Raw genomic sequence first — 22,004 nt, forward strand, 5'->3', positions numbered from 1 at the left:
CAGCATCGGGCGCGGCCGCCATCAGCAGCCGCGCAGCGCAGATCGAGAACTCACGGCGCTACATGACCCTCGACGGCGACGTCCTTGCCGTAGCGGCCCTTGGTTCGGAACGTCACCTTGTCGCCATCGAAGCTGAGCCGCCAGTTGCGCTCCTCGCCTTGGCCGATGAACTGCGCGTCGATCACGAAGGTCGTGGCGTCGATCCAGCTGCCCTTCATGGCCCGGTAGCTGAAGGGCTTCCAGGGATGCGGCGGCGTGGTTTTGCGATAGAGGCCGTCGAGGCCGATCGGGCTCTGCAGGTGCACCGTGGCCCCGGCGCGGTCCCGCGACGGGATGTCCCAGGTGACCTGCGGCTCGGGTCCGGTGAGGTCCAGCTTGATGTTGTTGACGCCGAGCGGGCCGGGCGGGAAGCTGTAGGTCTTGCCCGAGATGGACGCCGCGATCTCCGGCACGGTTCCGACCGGGCCTTGCGTTTCCGTTCCGACCTCGCGGACGGCAGCAGCCAGCGCGGCCGCAGCCTCGGGCGCCGGCGGCAGGGCGCTGTCGGACGTTGCAGTCGCCGCGATGGTGTTGGCGAGTTTCCGGAATGGACAGAACTCGCGGGCAGTCATCACCGCCACGATGTCACGGTCGGGCAGCACCATGATGACCTGGCAGTGATAGCCCACCGCCATGAACACGTGCTTATCTGGCAGAGCCCAGAACTGATCGGCGTAGGAGAGCCCCGGATCGAACTTCGCATTCATGCTGACGGTGGCGTGGTTGACGGCCTCGATCCAGCCGGGCGGCAGCAATTGCTGCTCGCCCCAGCGGCCGCGCCGCAGATAGAGGTAGCCGATCTTGGCCATGTCGCGCGGCTTCAGCGCCAGCCCGAAGCCCCCGGCGGAAATTCCCTTGGAATCCTTGAACCAGGGGTGCTCGGTGATCCCCAGCGGCCCGAACAGCCTCTCCTTGGCAAAATCCTCCGCGCTCTTGCCGGTGAGCTTGGTGACGATCGCCGAGAGCAGATGCGAGTTGCCGCTGTTGTAGTAGAACGTCTCGCCGGGCGCATGCGCCATGGGACGGTCGAGAACGTACTGCACCCAATCCGGGCTTCGGCCCATCTCGTAGAGCGATGTCTCGGCACCGCCATCATAGCCTTCGTCCCAGTCGAACCCGGAGGTCATGTTGAGCAGATGCTGCACCGTGAGCGCCTGCTTGCGCGCGTCGACGTTCTCGATCTTGAGGTCCTTGAAGAAGTCGAGCACCGGATGATCGAGGCTGTCGAGTACGCCGTCCTTGAGCAGCATCGCGATCAACGTCGAGACCACCGCCTTGGTCGACGAATTGATGATGTGCGGCTCGTCGGCATTGTAGGGCGCGTAGGACGCATCGAGCACGATCTTGCCATGGCGCGTGATCAGCAGGCTATCGAACCGCATCGCCTTGCCCATCGCGACGAGCTTCGCCAGCGCCGCGGAATCCATCCCTTCGTCCTCGGGCGTGGCGGTCGACCAGTCGGGTTGAGGGAAGCGGGCGAGACCGGTGTCCTCGGCCAACGCTGCGCCGGTGAACAGCGGCGCCACCAGCAGCGCCGAGAGCAACCAGAGGCCAGTCTTGAGACGCGCCATGTCGAATGTCTCCGATGAGCGACATTGACGGTACGACATCAAAAGACTGTAAGCGACCAAAGATTGTGTGAAGCGCGGCGCGCACGCCGCAAAAGCGGCATTTTGCCGGCGCAGATTGTCCTGATCGAATTCAAAAAGGAATGCTGGCGGGCATGTCTCGATCTGGGCGGCTGCTCGCTTTCAATGTCAGGGTGTTCCTCGCGCTCTTGCTCACCGCCTCCGCGCTGCCGGCGCTTGCCGACGGCGAGCGTGTGATTGCGGTGCCCGATGCCCGTGCCATGACATCGGACGTCGGCGATGATGCCGCGCGCCTCACGGCCCAACTGCGACAACGGCTTCAAGCGGTGCCGTCGCTGCGCATCGTCGACGGTCCACCGATCCTGTCTGCAAATGTTGACCGCGTTCCGGACTTTCGAACGGGCTCCGAAATGCATGTCGACCTCATGCTGTTGGCCTTTGCATCGCGGACTGCGGACGGCCGGCGCCAGTTTTCGCTGAGGCTCTGGGATACAGAAAAGCACACGCAGGTGATGGGGCAGACGTTTGTCTACGATGTCGGTCAGCAACCCGAAGCCGAGATCGCAGAGAAGACCGCGAATGAGCTGGCTGCGGTTCTGCAATAATGGGACGCGGATCTGCGTTGGACGGACTCTCACTCCGTCCAATGCGCCCGCAGCGCTGCCGCGATGCTCTGCGGCCGCTCGACGATGCTCCAATGACCGGCATCCTGCTCGACACCGCAATCCATCAAAGATTGTCTGATGGAAGACGCGCACGTCGGAACAGCGGCGTGTTGCTTGTTCTAGACAGCGCTCATACGCTGGGCGGTTTATAGTGTGTCCGGCCATCTCTGTGCGGCGTGTATGACCGTCAGAACCTCGATGCTTCCGGGTGTCACGCGATAGGCGACAATGTATGGAATGTCTGTGAGCACGAGTTCGCGCGTGCCGCTGATGCGCCCTGGCCGTCCCTTTGCGGGATGCTCGGCAAGGGAGTCGACGCCAACAACGATGCGTGCCACGACGCGCGCGGCTGCGGCGGGATTGTTCTCGGCGATGTACGCGCCGATCTGATCGAGGCGATTGAGCGCCCGTCTGGTCCAACGAAGGCGGCGCCGGCTCATCCCTGACTGGCAGGCTTAACGTACTTGGCGATCACCTGTGTCAATTCTGCGGTGCTGGCGAAGTCTCCGCGGTCCGCTTCGGCTAGCCCCGCCTCAATCTCAGCAAGCTGCCAGGCTTCCCGCTCGACGAAATCCTCGATCGCTCGCGCAACAACTTCGGAGGGGGGGCGGTCGAGTTTCTCCGCTAGCTCATCCAGTTTCGCGGCCGTCGCTTCCGACACGTGGACAGTGAAGGCGGTCATTGATCTTCCTTGAGGTTCTCAGCGATTGTGGGTGAACGGAAGCGGAGCGTCAACCGTTGCCGCGTGCGGTCTTCAGAGGGACTGGTCTCACCCCGCCCAATGCGCCCGCAGCGCTGCCGCGATGCTCTGCGGCCGCTCGACGATGCTCCAATGACCGGCATCCTGCTCGACATGCAGTCGCGCGCCATGCGCTTGCGCGAAGCGGCTGAGGGTGGCGAGCGTCACGAACGGATCCCGCGTGCCGGAGATGACAAGGCCACGTTGCGGCAACTGCGTGAGACGCGCGATCCAGTCACCGCCGAAGCGAAGCCCGTCGGCGGAGCGATACAGCTCGAGGATCGCCCGCCGCATCGGTGCCTGCCACGCCGCAGCTTCGTGCGCAGCCAGCTCCGGCGGCAGCCCGCTCTGCCGGAACATGCGCGCCATCGCAGCTTGCGAAGACACCGCCATGAAGATCTCGCCAAGCACAGGCGTGTTCCAGATCCGCGCAATGCGATGACCGCGATAGTCCGGATCGAGCGCGCCGCCGGCAACAGCCCAGGACCGCACCAACTCCGGCCGCAGCGAGGCCGCCCGCAGCACCAGCAGCGCCCCCCAATCATGCCCGACCAGATCGAGCGGCCCGAACGCGGCATGCTGTGCCTCCATCAGCGCGACCAGCCAGTCGGCGTAGGCGTCTTTGGTGCAGGCGAAGCCGGCAGGCGCCTCGCCGCAGAAGCCGGGCAGGCAGGGCAGGGCGACGGTCTCGCCGAGCGCAGCGATCAGCGGTCCCCAGATCGCGGGTGTATCGGGGACGCCGTGGAGGAAGATGTGGTTGGACATGGCGTCATCCCTATCACATCCGGAGGCTTCGCATTCGGCGAAATTTCTTCTTTCCTTTTTTCAGAAATCATGCTTTGATGCGCCATCCCGCCTCATCGAAGAGGGGCGTACGCGTCGTCACGATACGTGGAGTGCGGGGAGCGATGGCCGTGAGGCGACGGTGGACGACCGGCGCTTTGCGGACGGCGAAGTCGTGTGGTCCTGGCACCCCGAAGCTGGTGTCAAGCCGCTCGCGTTCATGACGAGCGCGGCTGTGACGGGGGCAATCAAGCCGGTCCCCGGGGAGAGCGCTAAGTAAGTCGTAAAGCCGTTGCGCAGGGGAGGCTGGGAGGTCCTGGCCGTACCTGTGGTTCCTGCCCCGTGCATCTCTTCACGCACGGGGGCCGCGGGTGTCGGCAGACGCCCGGCCTTCCCCTGCACCCTCGATTGGCGAGGGGCGATGTTGATGATCAGCCTGGGCACGATGGTGTCGCGGGAGCGGAGAGGTGTGTGCGAATGCGGTTTGAACAATCGATCAAAGCCCGAGGGGCGCCCAACTCGTGCGTCAAACACCGGCGTCATTGCGAGCGAAGCGAAGCAATCCAGGGCTGCACGCGTGACTCTGGATTGCTTCGCTTCGCTCGCAATGACGGGGAGAGAGCGGTGCTCCACCCACCGCTGTCATCGTCCGCGAAGGCGGACGATCCAGTATTCCAGAGGCAGTTGTGAGCGAGCCGAGGGGCCGCGGCGTACTGGATACCCCGCTTTCGCGGGGTATGACGGCGGAGAATGGGGCAGCGGATAGGGGCTGGCCGCGTGAGCGCAACGGCGGAAGAAGGCGGCGCGAGAGGGAAGGGTTCAGGGCACGATACGTCACCCCTCCTGACCCTTATTCGGCGTTGCGAGGCCCTCCCATTCCCGGTAAAAGCGCTGTCGAGGGCACCTCGGCAACACTCCGTCAATGGTTTTGCCGCACGATTTTCGTGTCTTCGCAAAGGGTTTGGCAATGCTGATTCGCAGCGCAGAGATCGAGGCCATCGCCGGGGCAGACGCCCGGTCGATCGCGCTCGCCTCGCTGTCCGCTCGCGGCCTGATTGGCGCGCTCGAGCTTCTGCTTCTTAGCTGCCCCTGAGGGCCGGCTGGGCGGGATGCGCCTGGGCACTCAGGGGGCTGCTTCGACACCGAACAACCCTTCAGCGCCCCATGTTCAGAGATCCTGACGGTCAGGCGCACCACCTTCAGACTTCGAGGAAAGCCAATGTCCAATCCCGTTCAGTCCGACAAGGACCGCGTCGTCATTTTCGACACCACCCTGCGTGACGGCGAGCAGTGCCCCGGCGCCACCATGACGTTCGAGGAGAAGCTCAACATCGCGGCCATGTTGGACGACATGGGCGTCGACATCATCGAGGCCGGCTTTCCGATCGCGTCTGACGGCGACTTCGAGGCCGTCAACGAGATCGCCAAGCGGTCGAAGAACGCGGTGATCTGCGGCCTGTCGCGCGCCGGCGCCAAGGACATCGATCGCTGCGCCGAGGCGATCCGCCCGGCCAAGCGCGGCCGCATCCACACCTTCCTGTCCACCTCGCCGGTGCACATGAAGTACAAGCTGCAGATGGATCCGCAGCAGGTCTACGAGCTGGTCGTCTCCTCGGTGACGCGCGCGCGCAACCACACCGATGACGTCGAGTGGTCGTCGGAGGACGGCACCCGCACCGAGTTCGACTTTCTGTGCCGCTGCGTCGAGGCCGCGATCAAGGCCGGCGCCACCACCATCAACATTCCGGACACCGTCGGCTATGCCGTGCCGGAGGAGTATTACGACCTGTTCAAGCGCGTCCGCGAGACGGTGCCGAACTCCGACAAGGCGGTGTTCTCCGTCCACTGCCACAACGATCTGGGCATGGCGGTCGCCAACTCGATGGCCGGCGTGCGCGCCGGTGCCCGTCAGATCGAATGCACCATCAACGGCATCGGCGAGCGCGCCGGCAACGCGGCGCTGGAAGAGGTCGTGATGGCGATGCGCGTGCGCAACGACAAGCTGCCGTTCTGGAACAAGATCGACACCACGCAGCTGACCCACGCCTCGAAGGTGGTGTCGGCGGCGACCTCGTTCCCGGTGCAGTACAACAAGGCCATCGTCGGCCGTAACGCCTTCGCGCATGAGAGCGGCATCCACCAGGACGGTATGCTGAAGAACGCGCAGACCTACGAGATCATGCTGCCGGAGACGGTCGGCGTGAAGCAGACCTCGCTGGTGATGGGCAAGCATTCCGGCCGCCACGCCTTCATCCACAAGCTGGAGGAGATGGGCCACAAGCTGTCGAGCAACCAGGTCGAGGACGCCTTCGTCCGCTTCAAGGCCTTGGCCGATCGCAAGAAGCAGATCTATGACGAGGACATCGAGGCGCTGATCGACGAGGGCATGGTGAGCGCCCATGACCGCATCAAGCTGCTGTCGTTGAGCGTGATCGCCGGCACCCGCGGCCCGCAGCGCGCCACCATGAAGCTCGACATCGATGGTGTGACGAAGATCGAGGAGAGCGAGGGCAACGGTCCGGTCGATGCCGTCTTCAACTGCATCAAGTCGCTGGTGCCGCACGAGGCCAAGCTGGAGCTGTACCAGGTCCACGCCGTCACGGAAGGCACCGACGCGCAGGCTGAGGTCTCGGTGCGGCTGTCGCAGGACGGCCGCTCGATGACGGCGCGTGCGGCGGATCCCGACACGCTGGTGGCGTCCGCGAAGGCCTATCTCGGCGCGCTGAACAAGCTGGTGATGAAGCGCCAGCGCGATGTCGCGCAGGGCGCCGGCGCGTCGGCGGCGGCGGGCTAACCTCACGACGTCCATTCCGGGGGCAGCCTCGACAGCGGCTGAACCCGGGATGACGAGCGATGGTGCGTTGCACCACGCGAATCCCGGCCGTGCTGCTAACGGTCAATGGCATTCCCGGCCGGCACCCGCTAACAATGTCCTTGGCATACAAAGCGGGGGCGTCATTGCAATGCCCCCCGAATTTCGGGAGGACACTTTGCAGCAGCTCAAGTTCCGTCATCTGATCGCCACCGCCGCCTCGCTCGCGGTGCTCGCGCTGGCCGGCCCGGCCCTGGCGGCCGATCCGATCGTGATCAAGTTCAGCCACGTCGTGGCCTCGAACACGCCGAAGGGCCTCGCCGCCGACAAGTTCAAGGAACTGGCCGAGAAGTACACCGACGGCAAGGTCAAGGTCGAAGTCTACCCGAACTCGCAGCTCTACAAGGACAAGGAAGAGCTCGAGGCGTTGCAGCTCGGCGCCGTGCAGATGCTGGCGCCGTCGAACTCCAAGTTCGGCCCGATCGGCATCAAGGAATTCGAGGTGTTCGATCTGCCCTACATCCTGCCGGATCTTGCCACCTTGCGGAAGGTCACGGATGGCCCGCTCGGCGCCAAGCTGTTGAAGCTGCTCGAGCCGAAGGGAATGATCGGCTTGGCCTACTGGGACAACGGCTTCAAGCAGATGAGCGCCAACAAGAAGCTCGTCGATCCCGCCGACTACAAGGGCCTCAAGTTCCGCATCCAGTCGTCGAAGGTGCTCGATGCGCAATTCCGCACGCTCGGCGCCATCCCGCAGGTGATGGCGTTCTCCGAAGTCTACCAGGCGCTGCAGACCGGCGTCGTCGACGGCCAGGAGAACACGCCCTCCAACATCTATACGCAGAAAATGCACGAGGTGCAGAAGTACATCACGCTCACCAACCACGGCTACATCGGCTATGTCGTGGTCGTGAACAAGAAGTTCTGGGACGGCCTGCCGCCCGACATCCGGGCTGCCTGCGACAAGGCGATGAAGGAAGCCACCGCCTATGGCAACAACCAGTCGGCCAAGGAGAACGACGACGCGCTGGAGGAGATCCGCAAGTCCGGCAAGTCCGAGCTCGTGAAGCTGACGCCCGCGCAGGACGAGGCGATGCGCAAGGCGATGATGCCGGTCTACAAGGACGTCGCGGGCCGCGTCGGTCAGCCCTTGATCGACGAGTTCCTGAAGGAGACGCGTGGCACGACGAACTGACCGAATGACGCGGGCAATGCGCGGGCGGGTGGCCCGCGTATTGCTACGTCACAGAATGGAAGACGGCGCATCCAAGCGCCGCGCATGATCTGATTGTGGGGGAGGGGACTTGAGCTTGCTGTTGCGCATCCTCGATCGACTCGAGGAAATCCTGATCGCATTCCTGATCGCGGCGGCGACCTCGATCATCTTCGTGGCCGTGCTGCACCGTTATCTGGTCGGCATCCCCTTGCTCTATCCGATCCTGTTCCCGATCGACCTGTCCTGGGCGCAGGAGCTGTGCATCTACATGTTCGTGTGGATGGCGAAGTTCGGCGCCGCCTATGGCGTGCGCACCGGCATCCATGTCGGGGTCGACGTCCTGGTCAATATGCTCCGGCCGTCGCTGCGCAAGGTGACGATCCTGTTCGGCCTGCTGTGCGGGGCGCTGTTCACCGCCATCATCGGCACGATGGGCGCCAAGTTCGTCTACGGCCTGTCGCAGACCGACCAGGTGACGCCCGACATGGAGCTGCCGAGCTGGCTGGTCTATCTCTGCATCCCGCTCGGCTCCTATCTGATGTGCTTCCGCTTCCTGCAGGTCGCCTGGCACTATCTCCGCCACGACGAGCTGCCGCATCATGACCACGCCTATGTCGAGGGCGTCGATGCCGCGGGCGTGGAGGCCATGCGATGAGCAGCCTCCTGATCTTCGGCCTGCTGATCTTCCTGATGCTGACGGGCATGCCGATCTCGATCGCGCTCGGCCTCACCGTGCTGTCCTTCGTCTTCTTCATGACGAACGTGCCGACCGAATCCGTCGCGCTGAAACTGTTCACGGGCATCGACAATTTCGAGATCATGGCGATCCCGTTCTTCATCCTCGCCGGCAACTTCCTGACCCATGGCGGCGTGGCAAGGCGGATGATCAATTTCGCGACCTCGATGGTCGGGCATTGGTATGGCGGCCTGGGGCTCGCCGGCGTCATGGCCTGCGCGCTGTTTGCCGCCGTGTCCGGCTCGTCGCCGGCGACGGTGATCGCGATCGGCTCGATCATGCTGCCGGCGATGGTCAAGCAGGGCTTTCCAAAACGCTTCGGCGCCGGTGTGATCACCACCTCGGGTGCGCTCGGCATCCTCATTCCGCCCTCGATCGTGATGGTGGTGTATTCGGTCGCGACCGGCGGCAGCATCGCGCTCGATCCGGCCGGGCACCGCGTCTCGTCGGCCTCGGTCGGGCAGCTGTTCATGGCCGGCGTCATCCCCGGCCTGATGCTGGCGAGCCTGCTCGGCTTCACCACCTTCTATCGCGCCTGGAAAAATGACTATCCGCGGCTGCCGCGCGCCAGCTGGGCGGAGCGCTTTACCGCGTTCCGCAAGTGCATCTGGGGCCTCTTGCTGATCGTGATCGTGCTCGGCGGCATCTACACCGGCAAGTTCACGCCGACCGAGGCCGCCGCCGTCAGCGCCGTCTATGCCTTCGTCATCGCGGTGTTCGTCTATCGCGACATGTCATGGAAGGACGTGCCGAAGGTGCTGCTCGGCTCGGCCAATATGAGCGCGATGATCCTCTACATCATCACCAACGCCGTGCTGTTCTCGTTCCTGATGGCCAACGAGAACATCCCGCAGCAGATCGCCAACTGGATGGCGTCCGCCGGCGTCAACTGGGCGGTGTTCCTGCTGGTCGTGAACATCCTGCTGCTGCTCGCCGGCAACGTCATGGAGGCGACCTCGATCGTGCTGATCATGGCGCCGATCCTGTTTCCCGTCGCGGTCAAGCTCGGCATTCATCCGGTGCATCTCGGCATCCTGATGGTGGTCAACATGGAGGTCGGCATGTGCCATCCCCCTGTCGGCCTCAACCTCTACGTCGCCTCGGGGATTGCCAAGATGGGCATCACCGAGCTGACCATCGCGGTCATGCCGTGGCTGCTGACGATGCTCGGCTTCCTGGCGCTCGTCACCTACGTCCCTGAAATCTCGCTCTGGTTGCCGCGGACGTTGGGAATGCTTTGGGGCGCGGCAACAGACTGAAACGCATTTGCAAAAAGAGAAAGGTATTTGAAGCAATTACATCTTCGTAAGGACGTACACTCTGTCCAAACTGTAAGTTGAAGGCGCGGGGCGGCAGGCTCATGCTGATCCAGCTTTCCAAGGAGGTTGGCATGAGAAAGTTCACCATCGCCGCTGTCGCCGTGCTCGCCATCGCCGGCTCGACCGCGGTCTACGCCCAGCGCGGCTGGATTCATGATCACATGCATCATGCGCGCATGAACCCGGAGGATCGCGCCGCGATGCTCGATGCGCGGATCGCTTCGGTCCATGCCGGCCTGAAGCTGAACGCGGACCAGGAGAAGCTCTGGCCGCCCGTCGAGGCCGCGGTGCGCGATCTCGTCAAGCTGCGCTTCGACCGCGCCAATGCGCGGATGAAGGCGGCCGATGACGCGCAGGACAAGGATGTCGATCCCGTCGCCCGTCTGCGCGATCGTGCCGATACCATGGCCGCGACGGCCGATGCGATGAAGAAGGTCGCCGACGCCGCCGACCCGCTCTACAAGACGCTCGACGAGGGCCAGAAGCGCCGGCTGTCGATGCTGACCCGGCCGATGGGCCGCATGATGGGACCGGACGGCCCGCGCCATCACCGCTGGATGGAGCGCGGCGAGGGCGACGGTCCGCGCTTCGGCGAGAACCGATTCGGCCCGGGTCCGATGGGCCACCCGCCGATGGATCGCATGGGCTGGTCCGACGAGGAGCGCGACTCCGGGCGGCTCTGAGGACCGGCTAACGATCCCTCTGATTCCGCTGGAATTTCCACTTGGGAAAAACCGCCGCCCGCCGGCGGTTTTTCTGCATCGAAAATGCCAAATAATCGTCAGGGATCGCTGGACATCCCGGAATCGCTTTGCTAAACGACCGGCTCTCGCGGGGGCTTTCTCCGGATGCAGATCCGGGCGCATAGCTCAGTTGGTAGAGCAGCTGACTCTTAATCAGCGGGTCCTAGGTTCGAGCCCTAGTGCGCCCACCAAGCCTCCCGAACACTCTCAAACATTGTTCTATCCGGCGAGCGCGCTGAGCGCGCGGCGAACCGTCTCGACCAGATCGAGCGCCACCGGCGACGGGCTGCGTTGCGGCGGAAACACCGCGGCGAACTCGAAATCGATTCGCGGCGTGAACGGGCGCGCCACGACGCCGCGGCCATCGAACTCGCGCGCGGTGAAGGGATCGCAGATCGCGACGCCGAGGCCCGACGACACCATTCCGCACATGATCTCCGACAGCGTCGTCTCGACGCGCAGCACCCGCTGGATATCGTCGCGATGGAAGACCTGATCGATCAGGTGCCGACTTGTCGAGCCTGCTGACAGCGAGATGAAGGTCTCGCCCTCGAAATCCCGGGGTACCAGCCGCTCCTTCGCGGCGAGTCGGTGAGCGGCCGGCAGCACCGCGACGCGCGGCAGCGCCGGCAGCTTCACGCTCGGCAGGCCGGCATGCGCGATCGGCACTTCGGCAAAGCCGACGTCGCATTGCGCGTTCAGCACCCAGTCGATCACGATCGGGGAGATCACGCCGAAAAAGGCGAGGTTCAGATTCGGCCGCTCCTGCAGGAAGCCGCCGGCGAGCCGCGGCAGATAGCCGTTCGACAACGCCGGCAGCGCCGCGATGCGCAGTGTGCCCGTACGGCGGCCGCGGATTTCCTCGGCGGCCGCGGTGATGCGGTCGAGACCCACGAAGGAGCGTTCGACCTCCATGTAGAGCGCGGTGGCGGCCGCTGTCGGCACGAGGCCGGTGCCGCGCCGCTCAAACAGCTCCATCTTGAGCAGCGCCTGGAAGTCGCGCAGCAGCCGGCTCACCGCCGGCTGGGTGACGGCCATCAGCTTGGCGGCTTCAGTGACGCTGCCGGTCAGCATCATCGCCCGGAAGGCTTCGACCTGCCGCGAATTGATCCGGGCCATGATGTCTCATCCATAATATTTCAGCATGGAGAGGGTGCCATTATTCATTGGACGATCAAAGACCCGGCTGCGATCTTTTTTGGCAGGGATGAGGACGGCTCGTTTTTTAGGCTGAAGGTGGCAGAGAGTCTGCCTGCCGGGGCCACGAGGTCGATCCGATCTCCTGGCGGTTTCAAAATACCGCATCGTACTCAGGGTAACGGGAGATCGGTCCAATGAAGCGCCTTCACCTTCTCGCCGCCGTCAGCATCGGCGTCCTCGCCTGCAGCACGCACGTCCAGGCTCAGCAGAAGACACTGTATGTCGCCGGCTATGGCGGCTCGTTCGAGAAGACCATCCGCGAGGAGGTGATCCCGCCCTTCGAGCAGGCCAACGGCGTCAAGGTTGAATACGTCGCCGGCAACTCCACCGACACGCTCGCCAAGCTGCAGGCGCAGAAGGGCAATCAGCAGATCGACGTCGCCATCCTCGACGACGGCCCGATGTATCAGGCGATCCAGCTCGGCTTCTGCGACAAGGTCACTGGCCTGCCCGGTGATCTCCTCGACATCGCGCATTTCAAGGACGACAAGGCGGTTGCCATCGGGCTCGTCGCCACCGGCCTGATGTACAACAAGAAGGTGTTCGCCGAGAAAGGCTGGGCTGCGCCGACGTCGTGGAATGACCTGAAGGATCCAAAATACAAGCAGCAGCTGGTGATCCCGCCGATCAACAATACCTACGGGCTCAACGCGCTCTTGATGCTGGCCAAGATGAACGGCGGCAGCGAGACAAATGTCGATGCCGGCTTCAAGATCTTCAAGTCCGACATCAATCCGAACGTGCTGGCTTACGAGCCCTCGCCGGGCAAGATGACCGAGCTGTTCCAGTCGGGGCAGGCCGTCATTGCGGTGTGGGGCTCGGGCCGCGTGCAGAGCTTCGCCAACACCGGTTTTCCCGTCGACTTCGTCTATCCGAAGGAAGGCGCCGTGAGCCTGCTGACGACGGCGTGCCCGATCGCCAAGCCCTCGGTGTCGCCGCTGGCCTCGAGCTTCATCAAGCTGCTGCTCGATCCGAAGATCCAGCTCACGATGCTGAAAGAATATGGCTACGGCCCGGTGGTGAAGTCGGTCGTCATCCCCGAGGGCGTCGGCGCGATGGCCCCGATCGGCGAGCGCGCCGCCAAGGTCTATGCGCCGGATTGGACCGTGGTGAACGAGAAGCGCGAGGAATGGACCAAGCGCTGGAATCGCGAAGTCGAGCGCTGAGCCCGAGTTTGTTGCACGCATTTGCGCCGCGATCGGTGCGCTCCCTTTCCCCGTCCTTCACGGGGAGAGGGTCGGGGTGAGGGGCAGCCGCGCGGGAAGTGTCCGCGGCGAGACCTGTACCCTCTCACCCGGATCGCATCTGACGATGCGATCCGACCTCTCCCCGCAAGCGGGGGCGAGGTTGCACCGGACGTGCTGTTAGACCAGAGATGATGTCCAACAGTGTGAGATCATCGTCCCAGCCAAACTACTTCCTTGTGTTGTTCGGAAACCATCGATGTCCTTCCTCGAGCTCGACCGCGTCGGCAAGTCCTTCGGCCCCAACACGGCCGTCGAAGAGTTCAGCCTGGCCGTGACCAAAGGCGAGTTCATCTCCTTCCTCGGGCCCTCCGGCTGCGGGAAGACGACGACCTTGCAGATGATCGCTGGCTTCCTCGACCCGTCGCACGGCACGATTGAACTCGAAGGCAAGGACCTCGTTGCGGTGCCGCCCGCGAAGCGCGGCCTCGGCATCGTGTTCCAGAGCTACGCGCTGTTTCCGCACATGACGGCGGCTGAGAACGTCGCCTTCGGCCTGGAGATGCGCAACGTCGCGCGCAACGAGCGCGAGGAGCGTGCGCGCGCGGCCCTCACGCTGGTCGGGCTCGCCGGCTACGAAGACCGTCATCCGCGCCGCATGTCCGGCGGCCAGCAGCAGCGCGTGGCGCTGGCGCGGGCGCTGGTGATCCGCCCGAGCGTGCTGCTGCTCGATGAGCCGCTGTCCAATCTCGATGCGCGGCTGCGCGAGGACATGCAGATCGAACTGCGCCAGATCCAGCGCAATCTGGGCACCACCACCATCCTCGTCACCCACGACCAGATCGAGGCGATGTCGCTGTCCGACCGCATCGTCGTCATGAGCAAGGGCCGGATCGAGCAGATCGGCACGCCGCAGGAGGTCTATGAGCAGCCGGCCTCGGCCTTCGTCGCGCAATTCCTCGGCAAGACCAACGAGTTTGCAGCACAGGTGGATCGCACGGCCGGACAAGGCAGGCTGCTTGCGGGCTCGTGGAGCGCCCCGGCACCGGCCGGCCTGTCGGGGCCGGTCACGCTCAGCGTGCGGCCCGAGCGCATCAGCTTCGGCGATGCCGGTCTCGCCGGCCGCATCACCAGCCGCATTTTCCAGGGCAATCACTGGCTGTTCCAGTGCGACACTGAATGTGGTCCTGCGATCGTCATCCGGCAGAATGACGGTCAGCCGCAGCCGGAGCAGGGCGCCGCGGTGCGTCTCAACTGGCAGTCCTCCGACATGAGCCTTCGCGCCGCGCGAGTTGCCGCATGAGCGCGACTGCCACCGCCGATACATCCGACGCGCGCGCCGGCCTCTCGCTGGCGCTGCCGGCCCTGATGCTGTTCATCGGCGTCGTCGTGATTCCGCTGGCGATGACGGTGATGCTGTCGTTCCATGATTGGGGGCAGTACAAGGGCATCGAGCCGGTCTTCATCCTCAAGAACTGGATGGAGATCATCGACGACCCCTATTATCTGGAAATGTTCTGGCGGACCTTCCGCGTCGCCGTGCTCGCGACTCTGATCACGGCGGTGTTCGGCGTGCCCGAGGCCTATATCCTCAACCGCATGCAGGGGCCGTGGAAGGGACTGTTGCTGCTGGTGATCATCGGCCCGCTGCTGATCTCGGTGGTCGCACGCACGCTCGGCTGGGCGCTCCTGTTCGGCGGCAATAACGGGCTCGCCAACAAGCTCTTGATGGCGCTTGGCCTGATCGATTCACCCGTCCGTTTCATGTTCACCGAGACCGGCATGATCATCGCGCTGGCGCATGCGATGATGCCGTTCATGGTGCTCGCGGTGTGGACCGCGTTGCAGCGGCTCGATCCGCAGGTCGAGAACGCCGCCTTGTCGCTCGGCGCCGGCTCGCTCACCGTCGTCCGCCGCATCGTGCTGCCGCAGATCATGCCGGGCGTGCTGTCGGGCGCGATCATCGTGTTCTCGCTGTCGGCGAGTGCCTTCGCGACGCCCGCGATCATCGGCGGCCGCCGGCTGAAGGTCGCGGCGACGCTCGCCTATGACGAGTTTCTCAACACGCTGAACTGGCCGCTCGGCGCAGCGGTTGCCGTGCTGCTGCTGATCGCGCTGGTCCTGATCGTGGTCGGCTCCAACGCGCTGATCGAGCGCCGCTACCAGGAGATGTTCCGATGAGCCGGAATGGTCCTGTCGCATTGATCTTCCACACGCTGTTCGTCGTGTTCATGGTGGCGCCGATCGTGGTCGTGTGCTGGGTCGCGTTCACGCCGGAAGGCTTCCTCTCGATCCCGATCACGCAGTTCTCGCTGCGCTGGTTCAGGGCGCTCGCCAACTATCCGGAATTCGTCCACGCCTTCGGCGTCAGCCTCTGGCTCGGCGCACTGTCGTCCTGCATCGCGCTGCTGTTTGCGGTGCCGGCCGCGCTGGCGCTCAGCCGCTATCGCTTTCGTGGCCGGGACGCGCTGTCGGCGCTGTTCCTCTCGCCGCTGATGATCCCGCATGTCGTGCTGGGCATCGCCTTCCTCCGCTTCTTCACCGCGGTCGGCATCGGCGGCACCTTCGTCGCGCTGGTGATCGCCCATGTCGTGGTCGTGTTTCCGTTTGCGCTGCGGCTGACGCTTGCGTCCGCCACGGGCATGGACCGTTCGGTGGAGATGGCCGCGATCTCGCTCGGGGCCGATGGCTGGACCATGTTCCGCCGCGTCACCTTGCCGGCGATCCTGCCCGGCATCGTCTCGGGCTGGATGCTCGCCTTCATCCAGTCGTTCGACGATCTGACCATGACGGTGTTCCTGGCGACGCCCGGCACCGAGACCTTGCCGGTGCGCATGTTCCTCTACATCCAGGACAACATCGATCCGCTGGTGACGTCGGTATCCGCCAGCGTCATCGCCATCACCATGACCGTCCTGATTCTGCTCGACCGCCTGTACGGGCTCGACCGCGTGCTGACCGCCAAGGGCGGCGACGGACGATAGGAGACCCTATGATGAAAGATTATGACGTCGCCGTCGTCGGCGGCGGCCTGCTCGGCTCCGCGATTGCCTGGGGACTGGGTCGGCTCGGCCAGCGCGTCGCCGTGCTCGACGAGGGCGACATCGCCAAGCGCGCCTCCCGCGCCAATTTCGCGCTGGTGTGGGTGCAGAGCAAGGGCCTGGGCATGCCGGCCTATACCGGCTGGACCGTGCGCGGCTCGAAGGCGTGGCCGAAGCTGGCCGAAGAACTCAAGGCGCAGACCGGGCTCGATGTGGTGCTGCAGCAGAATGGCGGCTTTCATCTCACTCTCGGTGATGCCGAATACGAGCAGCGCACGCAGCTCGTCGCGCGCATGCACAACCAGGTTGGCGCCGCTGATTATCAGATGGAGATGATGTCCGCGGCCGAGGTCAAGAAGATGCTGCCGCTGATCGGGCCGGAGGTCTCCGGCGGCAGCTTCTGTCCTTATGACGGCCATGTGAACTCGCTGCGCACCTTCCGTGCGCTGCATGCCGGCATGAAGACGTTCAGCGTCGACTATCTGCCGGAGCGTGCCGTCAGCGCGATCGCGCGCGACGGCGATGAGTTCAAACTGACGACGGCGCAGGGCGAGATCCGTGCGGCGAAGGTCGTGCTTGCTGCCGGCAACGCCAACCAGACGCTGGCGCCGATGGTGGGGCTGTCAGCGCCGATGGGCCCGACGCGCGGCCAGATCGTCGTGACCGAGCGCACCATGCCGTTCCTGCCGCATCCCCTCACCACGATCCGCCAGACCGACGAGGGCACCGTCATGATCGGTGACAGCAAGGAGGATGAGCTCGACGATCGCGTCCAGAACCATCCCATCAACGCGGTGATGACCGACCGCGCCCAGCGCATGTTTCCGCATTTGGCGCGGCTCAACGTGGTCAGGAGCTGGAGCGGCATTCGCGTGATGCCGAAGGACGGCTTTCCGATCTACGAGCAGTCGCAGACCCATCCCGGCGCCTTTGTCGCCTGCTGCCATTCCGGCGTGACGCTCGCTGCCAACCATGCCTTCGAGATCGCGCGCATGGTCAAGGACGGCACGCTGGAGCCGGAGCTGGTCGGCGCATTCACCGCCAAGCGCTTCGAGACCACGGCTGGAGTCGGCGGCAGTGGCTACTACTGAGATGACGGCGCAAGGCGCCATGGAGACGACGATGTTCAAACGAGCTGAAGGTGATGCGAGGGGATCGGTGACGATCCATGTCGAGGGCCGAGCGATCACTGCGCGCGAAGGCGACACGGTGTCGGCGGCGCTGCTCGCCTCTGGCCTCGACGTCCGGCGCGCGACTGCGGTGAGCGGCGCCAAGCGGCTGCCTTACTGCATGATGGGTGTGTGCTTCGACTGCCTCGTCACCATCGATGGTGTCGGCAACCGCCAGGGCTGCCTCGTGTCGGTGGCCGAGGGCATGCAGATCGAAATCCAGAAGGGCAAGCGGGAGATCGGCAAATGAGCGCCGCGCCGAAGCATGAGAACTATGACGTCGTGGTGATTGGCGCCGGTCCCGCGGGCCTCGCCGCAGCGGCCACGACCGCCGAAGCCGGTCTCTCGACGCTGCTGCTCGACGAGAACGCCGGTCCTGGCGGCCAGGTCTGGCGCGCCATCAATTCGACTCCGGTGAAGAATGAGGCGCTGCTCGGTGTGGACTATTGGTCCGGTGCCGAGATCGCTCATGGGGCGCGCGACAGCGGCGCGGAGATCATTCATCGGGCCACGGTGTGGAGCCTCGACCGCAATCTTGAGATCGGCGTCTCGGTTGGCGGCGGCTCGGCCTTCATCAAGGCCAAGCGGGTTATTATCGCGACGGGCGCGCAGGAGCGGCCGTTTCCGATTCCCGGTTGGACCTTGCCCGGCGTGATGACGGCCGGTGCGGCGCAGACGATGCTGAAATCCTCAGGCCTGGTGCCGGATTGTCCGACGGTGCTGGCCGGGCAGGGACCGCTGCTGTGGCTGCTCGCGGCGCAGATCCTGCGTCTCGGTGGCCGCATCGATCGCATCCTCGACACCACTCCGCGCGCCAACTACATCGCGGCGCTGCCTCATGCGTTCGCGTTCTTCACTTCACCCTATTTCGGCAAGGGGCTCGCGATGATGCGTGAGGTGCGCGCAAAGGTGCGCGTCACCAGCGGCGTGACCGAACTGGCTGCCTCGGGCAACGGCAAGCTCGAGAGCGTGACCTATGTTGCCGGCGGCAAGCGTGAGACGCTGCCGGCGGAGCTGTTGCTGCTGCACCAGGGCGTGGTGCCGAACGTCAATCTGGCGATGGCTGCCGGCGTCGAGCATCGCTGGAACGAGTTGCAGCTGTGCTGGACTCCGGTGCTGGACGCCTTCGGCAACAGCTCGATTCCAGGAATTGCAATTGCTGGCGATGGCGCCGGCATCGGCGGTGCGCAGGCGGCCGTGGTGCGCGGACGACGGGCGGCAGGCGACGCGATCAAGGCGCTGCGCCCTCAGGCGAAGGTCGTTGATCTCTCGGCGGAGTTGGCGCGCGCCGAGCGCGGCCGCGTCTTTCTCGATGTCCTGTTCCAGCCCGCAAAGCAGTTCCGCATCCCGCAGGGCGACACCATCGTCTGTCGCTGCGAGGAGATCACGGCCAAGGACGTGCTCGACTCTGTCGCGATCGGCGCGACCGGGCCGAACCAGCTCAAGGCCTATCGCCGCACCGGCATGGGGCCGTGCCAGGGCCGGCTGTGCGGCCTGACGGTCACCGAGCTGATGGCCGAGGCCCGCGGCAAGAGCCCGCAGGAGATCGGCTACTACCGCCTGCGCGCGCCGGTGAAGCCGATCATGCTGTCGGAGCTGGCGGCCTTGCCGAAGAATGATGAGGCCACCAAAGCGGTGGTGCGCGGATGATCAGGCAAGCGGATGCCATCATTGTCGGTGGCGGCATCCACGGCTGCTCGACGGCCCTGCATCTCTGTCTCGCCGGGCTCAAGCCGGTGCTGATCGAGAAGGATTATGCGGGCCGTCACGCCTCCGGCGTCAATGCTGGCGGCGTGCGCCAGCTCATGCGTGACGTCGCCGAGATTCCGCTTTCGATCCGCTCGATGGCGATCTGGGAGACCATCGGCGACCTCGTCGATGATGATTGTGGCTTCGAGAGCCACGGCCAGGTGCTCGTCGCCGAGAACGACGCCGAGCTCGACGCCTGTCGCGCCCGTGTCGTAGACCTCAATGCGCGCGGCTTCACCCACGAAGAGCTGATTGATGGGGCGGAGCTACGCCGGCTCGTGCCGGCGGTGGCGGAGAGCTGCCCGGGCGGCGTGGTATCACGCCGCGACGGCGCGGCACAGCCGGCAAAAGCCACCACGGCGTTCCGCCGCAAGGCCGAGCAACTCGGCGCGATCGTTCGCGAGGGCGTGGCCGCGACCAACATCCGCAAGGACGGCAAGCTCTGGCATGTGGACGTCGGTGCCGAGACCTTCGCAGCTCCGGTGCTGGTCAACGCGGCGGGCGCCTGGGCTGGCCGGATTGCCGCGCAGTTCGGCGAGTCCGTGCCCGTCGAGACCATCGCGCCGATGCTGATGATCACCTCCCCGGTCGCCCACTTCATCGATCCGGTGGTGATCCTGCGCGGCCGCAAGCTGTCGTTCAAGCAGTTCCCCAACGGCACGGTGCTGATCGGCGGCGGGCATCTTGCTCTGCCTGACCAGAACCGCAACGAGACCGTGCTCGATTGGCGCAAGCTCGCGGAGAGCGCGCGCACGGTGTCCGAACTGTTCGAGGTGATGCGCAGCGCGACCATCAACCGGGCCTGGGCCGGCATCGAGGCGCGCATGCGCGACGACATTCCAGCGTTCGGCCCGAGCGCGCGGCACGAGGGGCTGTATCATCAGTTCGGCTTCTCGGCGCATGGCTTCCAGCTCGGCCCCGGCGCCGGGGCCGTGATGGCCGAGCTGATCGCCCATGGCGGCACCCAAACCCCCATCGGGGGCCTCAGCATCAGCCGCTTCAGCAAACCATCTCCATCAGCAACAGCATGAGGACCACATGACCATCACCCGCAAGATCCGCTCGGCCATTCATCACCGCATCGTCGAAGCCAATGGCTTCGTGTTCATCGGCGGCACCATCGCCGACGACACATCGGTGTCGATGGGTGAGCAGACTCGCAACATCCTCGGCAAGATCGACGGCTTCCTCAAGGAAGCGGGCACTGACAAGTCGCGCGTCGTCTCGGGCCAGATCTTCGTCACGGATCTCTCGAAGAAGAAGGAGATGGATGCGGCCTGGACCGAGTTCTTCGGCGACGATCTGCCGGTGCGCGCCACCGTCGGCGTCTCCGACCTCGGCGGTGGCGCGCTGATCGAGATCGTGATCACCGCGGTCAAGGGCTGAGCAGCGCAATCAGACCATCGGTCTCGTGATGACGCGCGGAGCTCGCTCCGCGCGTCATTTGCTTTCTGGATGATTCCGATCGAACATGGCGGCTCTCATTGCTGATCTCGATCAGGGGAAGCCGAACCGCATGACCGACGCGAACAGCCTGCCATCACCGTCCGCTGGCCTCGATGCGGTGTTCGCCCATATCGACGGTCACAGGCAGGAGTTCCTCGCGCGCGTCATGGACTATGTGCGCCATCCCTCGATCAGCGCGCACAATATCGGCATCGCCGAGGTCGCCGCGCTGCTGGTGCGGATGCTGCGGGAGATCGGGCTCGAGGCGGGCACCGTGGCGACGGCGGGTCATCCGATGGTGCTGGGGCGCTGGCACAAGAAACCGGATGCGCCCACCGTGCTGCTCTATTGCCATTACGACGTGCAGCCGCCGGACCCGCTCGATCTGTGGCTGAGCCCGCCGTTCGAGCCGACGATCCGCGACGGCCGAATCTATGCACGCGGCATCGGCGACAACAAGGGCCAGCATTTCGCGCAGCTGATGGCGATCGAATCCCATCTCAAGGTGCATGGCGAGCTTCCGTGCAACGTGATCGTGTTGCTCGAAGGCGAGGAGGAGATCGGCAGCCCGCGCATCGCCGATTTCGTCACTGAACATCCCGAGCGGCTGAAGGCGGATTTCGTCGTCACCGCCGATGGCCCGATGCATCCCTCGGGACGTCCAACGATGACCTATGGGGTCCGCGGCATGTGCTCGTTCGAGCTGCGCGCCAGGCATGCGAATCGTGACGTGCATTCCGGCAATCTCGGCGGCATCGTGCCGAACCCGATCTGGACCCTGGTGCATCTGCTCGGCACCATGAAGAACGCCGCGGGTGAGATCACGATCGAGGGTCTGCATGATGCGATCGTGCCGCCAAGCGAGCTGGATATTGCTGCGGTGAAGCGCCTGCCGCTCGATCTCGACGTCGCCAAAGCGAGCCTGGGTCTCAACCGGCTCGATGCGCCGGCGGAACGCGGCTACTACGAAAGGCTGATGTTCCATCCGACGCTGACCATCAACGGCTTTCATGGCGGCTATGGTGGACCGGGCAGCAAGACTGTCCTTCCTTGCGAGGCGTTCGTGAAGTGCGACATCCGCCTGGTCGAGGCGATGACGCCCGATGACGTGTTGGCCAAGGTCGAGGCACATGTGAAAAAGCATGCACCCGAGGTCGAGTTCATCCCGCGCGGGGGCATGCTGCCGTCACGCGTGCCGCTCGATTCGCCATTCGCCGCGATCATCCGTGACGCGATCACGTTGGCGCAGGGCGTGACGCCGCTCGAGTTTCCGTGCACCGGGGGCAGCCTGCCGGACTACGTCTTCACCAAGATCCTCGGCGTGCCCGCCTTCGTCGTCCCCTACGCCAATGCCGACGAGGCCAACCATGCGCCGAATGAGAACATGACAATTGATTGCTTTCATAACGGAATCCGAACCGGAGCGGCGCTGCTCGACCGCATCGGCGCGAGCCTCGGCTGATGCCGGCGCCCGGTCATCACGATTTTTTGCGCCGCCGATGTGGTCATCGCGCGGCCACGAAACGATGGCATTGAGCCCGCGTTCCCTAATGGTCCGGTACGAATCGATCACG

The 22,004-nt window shown here is 64.8% G+C and carries 22 protein-coding genes and 1 tRNA gene; 18 read left to right on the plus strand and 5 right to left on the minus strand.

Annotated features, from left to right (window positions below):
- Nucleotides 1-50 precede the first annotated feature (50 nt).
- On the minus strand, nt 51-1,610 hold the full coding sequence (locus tag BRAD285_RS07255; protein ID WP_006613725.1) for a serine hydrolase: 1,560 nt from the start codon (nt 1,608-1,610) through the stop codon (nt 51-53).
- A 152-nt stretch (nt 1,611-1,762) separates the two neighbouring features.
- Between BRAD285_RS07255 and BRAD285_RS07260 the strand changes: the two genes are divergently transcribed.
- Nucleotides 1,763-2,233 carry a hypothetical protein gene (locus tag BRAD285_RS07260; RefSeq protein ID WP_139020674.1) on the plus strand — a complete coding sequence of 157 codons (471 nt, stop codon included), beginning with the start codon at nt 1,763-1,765 and terminating at the stop codon, nt 2,231-2,233.
- Between the two features lie 206 nt (nt 2,234-2,439).
- On the opposite strand, the gene BRAD285_RS07265 is transcribed toward BRAD285_RS07260, so the two are convergent.
- The 3 genes from BRAD285_RS07265 to BRAD285_RS07275 form a co-directional block, all read right to left on the minus strand.
- Nucleotides 2,440-2,733, minus strand: coding sequence for a type II toxin-antitoxin system RelE/ParE family toxin (locus BRAD285_RS07265; RefSeq protein ID WP_006613723.1), 294 nt, complete (start codon nt 2,731-2,733; stop codon nt 2,440-2,442).
- Nucleotides 2,730-2,975: a CopG family ribbon-helix-helix protein gene (locus BRAD285_RS07270; protein WP_006613722.1), complete on the minus strand. Its 246-nt coding sequence runs from the start codon at nt 2,973-2,975 to the stop codon at nt 2,730-2,732. Before BRAD285_RS07270 ends, BRAD285_RS07265 begins: the two co-directional genes overlap by 4 nt.
- Nucleotides 2,976-3,062: 87 nt before the next feature.
- Complete coding sequence (locus BRAD285_RS07275; protein WP_006613721.1) at nt 3,063-3,797, minus strand: alpha/beta fold hydrolase; 735 nt, start codon at nt 3,795-3,797, stop codon at nt 3,063-3,065.
- Between the two features lie 985 nt (nt 3,798-4,782).
- On the opposite strand from BRAD285_RS07275, the gene BRAD285_RS36490 reads away from it, so the two are divergent.
- From BRAD285_RS36490 to BRAD285_RS07310, 7 genes are all read left to right on the plus strand, one after another.
- On the plus strand, nt 4,783-4,908 hold the full coding sequence (locus BRAD285_RS36490; protein ID WP_256387671.1) for a hypothetical protein: 126 nt from the start codon (nt 4,783-4,785) through the stop codon (nt 4,906-4,908).
- Between the two features lie 126 nt (nt 4,909-5,034).
- On the plus strand, nt 5,035-6,609 hold the full coding sequence (locus tag BRAD285_RS07285) for a 2-isopropylmalate synthase (RefSeq protein ID WP_006613719.1): 1,575 nt from the start codon (nt 5,035-5,037) through the stop codon (nt 6,607-6,609).
- 196 nt (nt 6,610-6,805) lie between these two features.
- Nucleotides 6,806-7,822, plus strand: a complete 1,017-nt coding sequence (locus BRAD285_RS07290; RefSeq protein WP_006613718.1) for a TRAP transporter substrate-binding protein — start codon at nt 6,806-6,808, stop codon at nt 7,820-7,822.
- A gap of 109 nt (nt 7,823-7,931) precedes the next feature.
- Nucleotides 7,932-8,498 (plus strand): TRAP transporter small permease, encoded by a 567-nt coding sequence (locus BRAD285_RS07295; RefSeq protein WP_006613717.1) that lies wholly within the window; start codon nt 7,932-7,934, stop codon nt 8,496-8,498.
- Nucleotides 8,495-9,838, plus strand: a complete 1,344-nt coding sequence (locus tag BRAD285_RS07300) for a TRAP transporter large permease (RefSeq protein ID WP_006613716.1) — start codon at nt 8,495-8,497, stop codon at nt 9,836-9,838. The genes BRAD285_RS07295 and BRAD285_RS07300 overlap by 4 nt, the downstream gene beginning before the upstream one ends.
- Before the next feature lie 131 nt (nt 9,839-9,969).
- Nucleotides 9,970-10,581 (plus strand): Spy/CpxP family protein refolding chaperone, encoded by a 612-nt coding sequence (locus tag BRAD285_RS07305; protein WP_006613715.1) that lies wholly within the window; start codon nt 9,970-9,972, stop codon nt 10,579-10,581.
- Nucleotides 10,582-10,756: 175 nt separating this feature from the next.
- Nucleotides 10,757-10,832: transfer RNA gene (locus tag BRAD285_RS07310), tRNA-Lys, on the plus strand.
- Between the two features lie 28 nt (nt 10,833-10,860).
- Here the strand turns inward: BRAD285_RS07310 and BRAD285_RS07315 are convergent.
- Nucleotides 10,861-11,760 (minus strand): LysR substrate-binding domain-containing protein, encoded by a 900-nt coding sequence (locus tag BRAD285_RS07315; protein WP_006613714.1) that lies wholly within the window; start codon nt 11,758-11,760, stop codon nt 10,861-10,863.
- A gap of 215 nt (nt 11,761-11,975) precedes the next feature.
- Here BRAD285_RS07315 and BRAD285_RS07320 point away from each other — a divergent pair, with 215 nt between their 5' ends.
- From BRAD285_RS07320 to BRAD285_RS07365, 10 genes are all read left to right on the plus strand, one after another.
- Complete coding sequence (locus BRAD285_RS07320; protein WP_006613713.1) at nt 11,976-13,007, plus strand: ABC transporter substrate-binding protein; 1,032 nt, start codon at nt 11,976-11,978, stop codon at nt 13,005-13,007.
- A 277-nt stretch (nt 13,008-13,284) separates the two neighbouring features.
- Nucleotides 13,285-14,328 (plus strand): ABC transporter ATP-binding protein, encoded by a 1,044-nt coding sequence (locus BRAD285_RS07325; RefSeq protein WP_006613712.1) that lies wholly within the window; start codon nt 13,285-13,287, stop codon nt 14,326-14,328.
- Nucleotides 14,325-15,206, plus strand: a complete 882-nt coding sequence (locus tag BRAD285_RS07330) for an ABC transporter permease (RefSeq protein WP_006613711.1) — start codon at nt 14,325-14,327, stop codon at nt 15,204-15,206. The genes BRAD285_RS07325 and BRAD285_RS07330 overlap by 4 nt, the downstream gene beginning before the upstream one ends.
- A complete protein-coding gene (locus BRAD285_RS07335) occupies nt 15,203-16,009 on the plus strand; it encodes an ABC transporter permease (RefSeq protein WP_006613710.1) in 807 nt (268 codons plus the stop codon). The genes BRAD285_RS07330 and BRAD285_RS07335 overlap by 4 nt, the downstream gene beginning before the upstream one ends.
- A gap of 8 nt (nt 16,010-16,017) precedes the next feature.
- The gene (locus BRAD285_RS07340) at nt 16,018-17,157 is read left to right on the plus strand and encodes an FAD-binding oxidoreductase (protein ID WP_035647776.1); all 1,140 of its coding nucleotides are present in this window, start codon (nt 16,018-16,020) and stop codon (nt 17,155-17,157) included.
- Nucleotides 17,158-17,188: 31 nt separating this feature from the next.
- Nucleotides 17,189-17,485 carry a (2Fe-2S)-binding protein gene (locus tag BRAD285_RS07345; protein ID WP_006613708.1) on the plus strand — a complete coding sequence of 99 codons (297 nt, stop codon included), beginning with the start codon at nt 17,189-17,191 and terminating at the stop codon, nt 17,483-17,485.
- Nucleotides 17,482-18,885 (plus strand): NAD(P)/FAD-dependent oxidoreductase, encoded by a 1,404-nt coding sequence (locus BRAD285_RS07350; RefSeq protein WP_006613707.1) that lies wholly within the window; start codon nt 17,482-17,484, stop codon nt 18,883-18,885. Before BRAD285_RS07345 ends, BRAD285_RS07350 begins: the two co-directional genes overlap by 4 nt.
- A complete protein-coding gene (locus tag BRAD285_RS07355) occupies nt 18,882-20,015 on the plus strand; it encodes an FAD-binding oxidoreductase (protein WP_006613706.1) in 1,134 nt (377 codons plus the stop codon). Before BRAD285_RS07350 ends, BRAD285_RS07355 begins: the two co-directional genes overlap by 4 nt.
- A 7-nt stretch (nt 20,016-20,022) precedes the next feature.
- Complete coding sequence (locus tag BRAD285_RS07360; protein ID WP_006613705.1) at nt 20,023-20,370, plus strand: RidA family protein; 348 nt, start codon at nt 20,023-20,025, stop codon at nt 20,368-20,370.
- A gap of 130 nt (nt 20,371-20,500) precedes the next feature.
- Nucleotides 20,501-21,892: a M20/M25/M40 family metallo-hydrolase gene (locus BRAD285_RS07365; RefSeq protein WP_006613704.1), complete on the plus strand. Its 1,392-nt coding sequence runs from the start codon at nt 20,501-20,503 to the stop codon at nt 21,890-21,892.
- Nucleotides 21,893-22,004: the final 112 nt, after the last annotated feature.

Origin of the sequence: Bradyrhizobium sp. ORS 285 (genome assembly GCF_900176205.1) — a bacterium.
GTDB lineage: Bacteria > Pseudomonadota > Alphaproteobacteria > Rhizobiales > Xanthobacteraceae > Bradyrhizobium.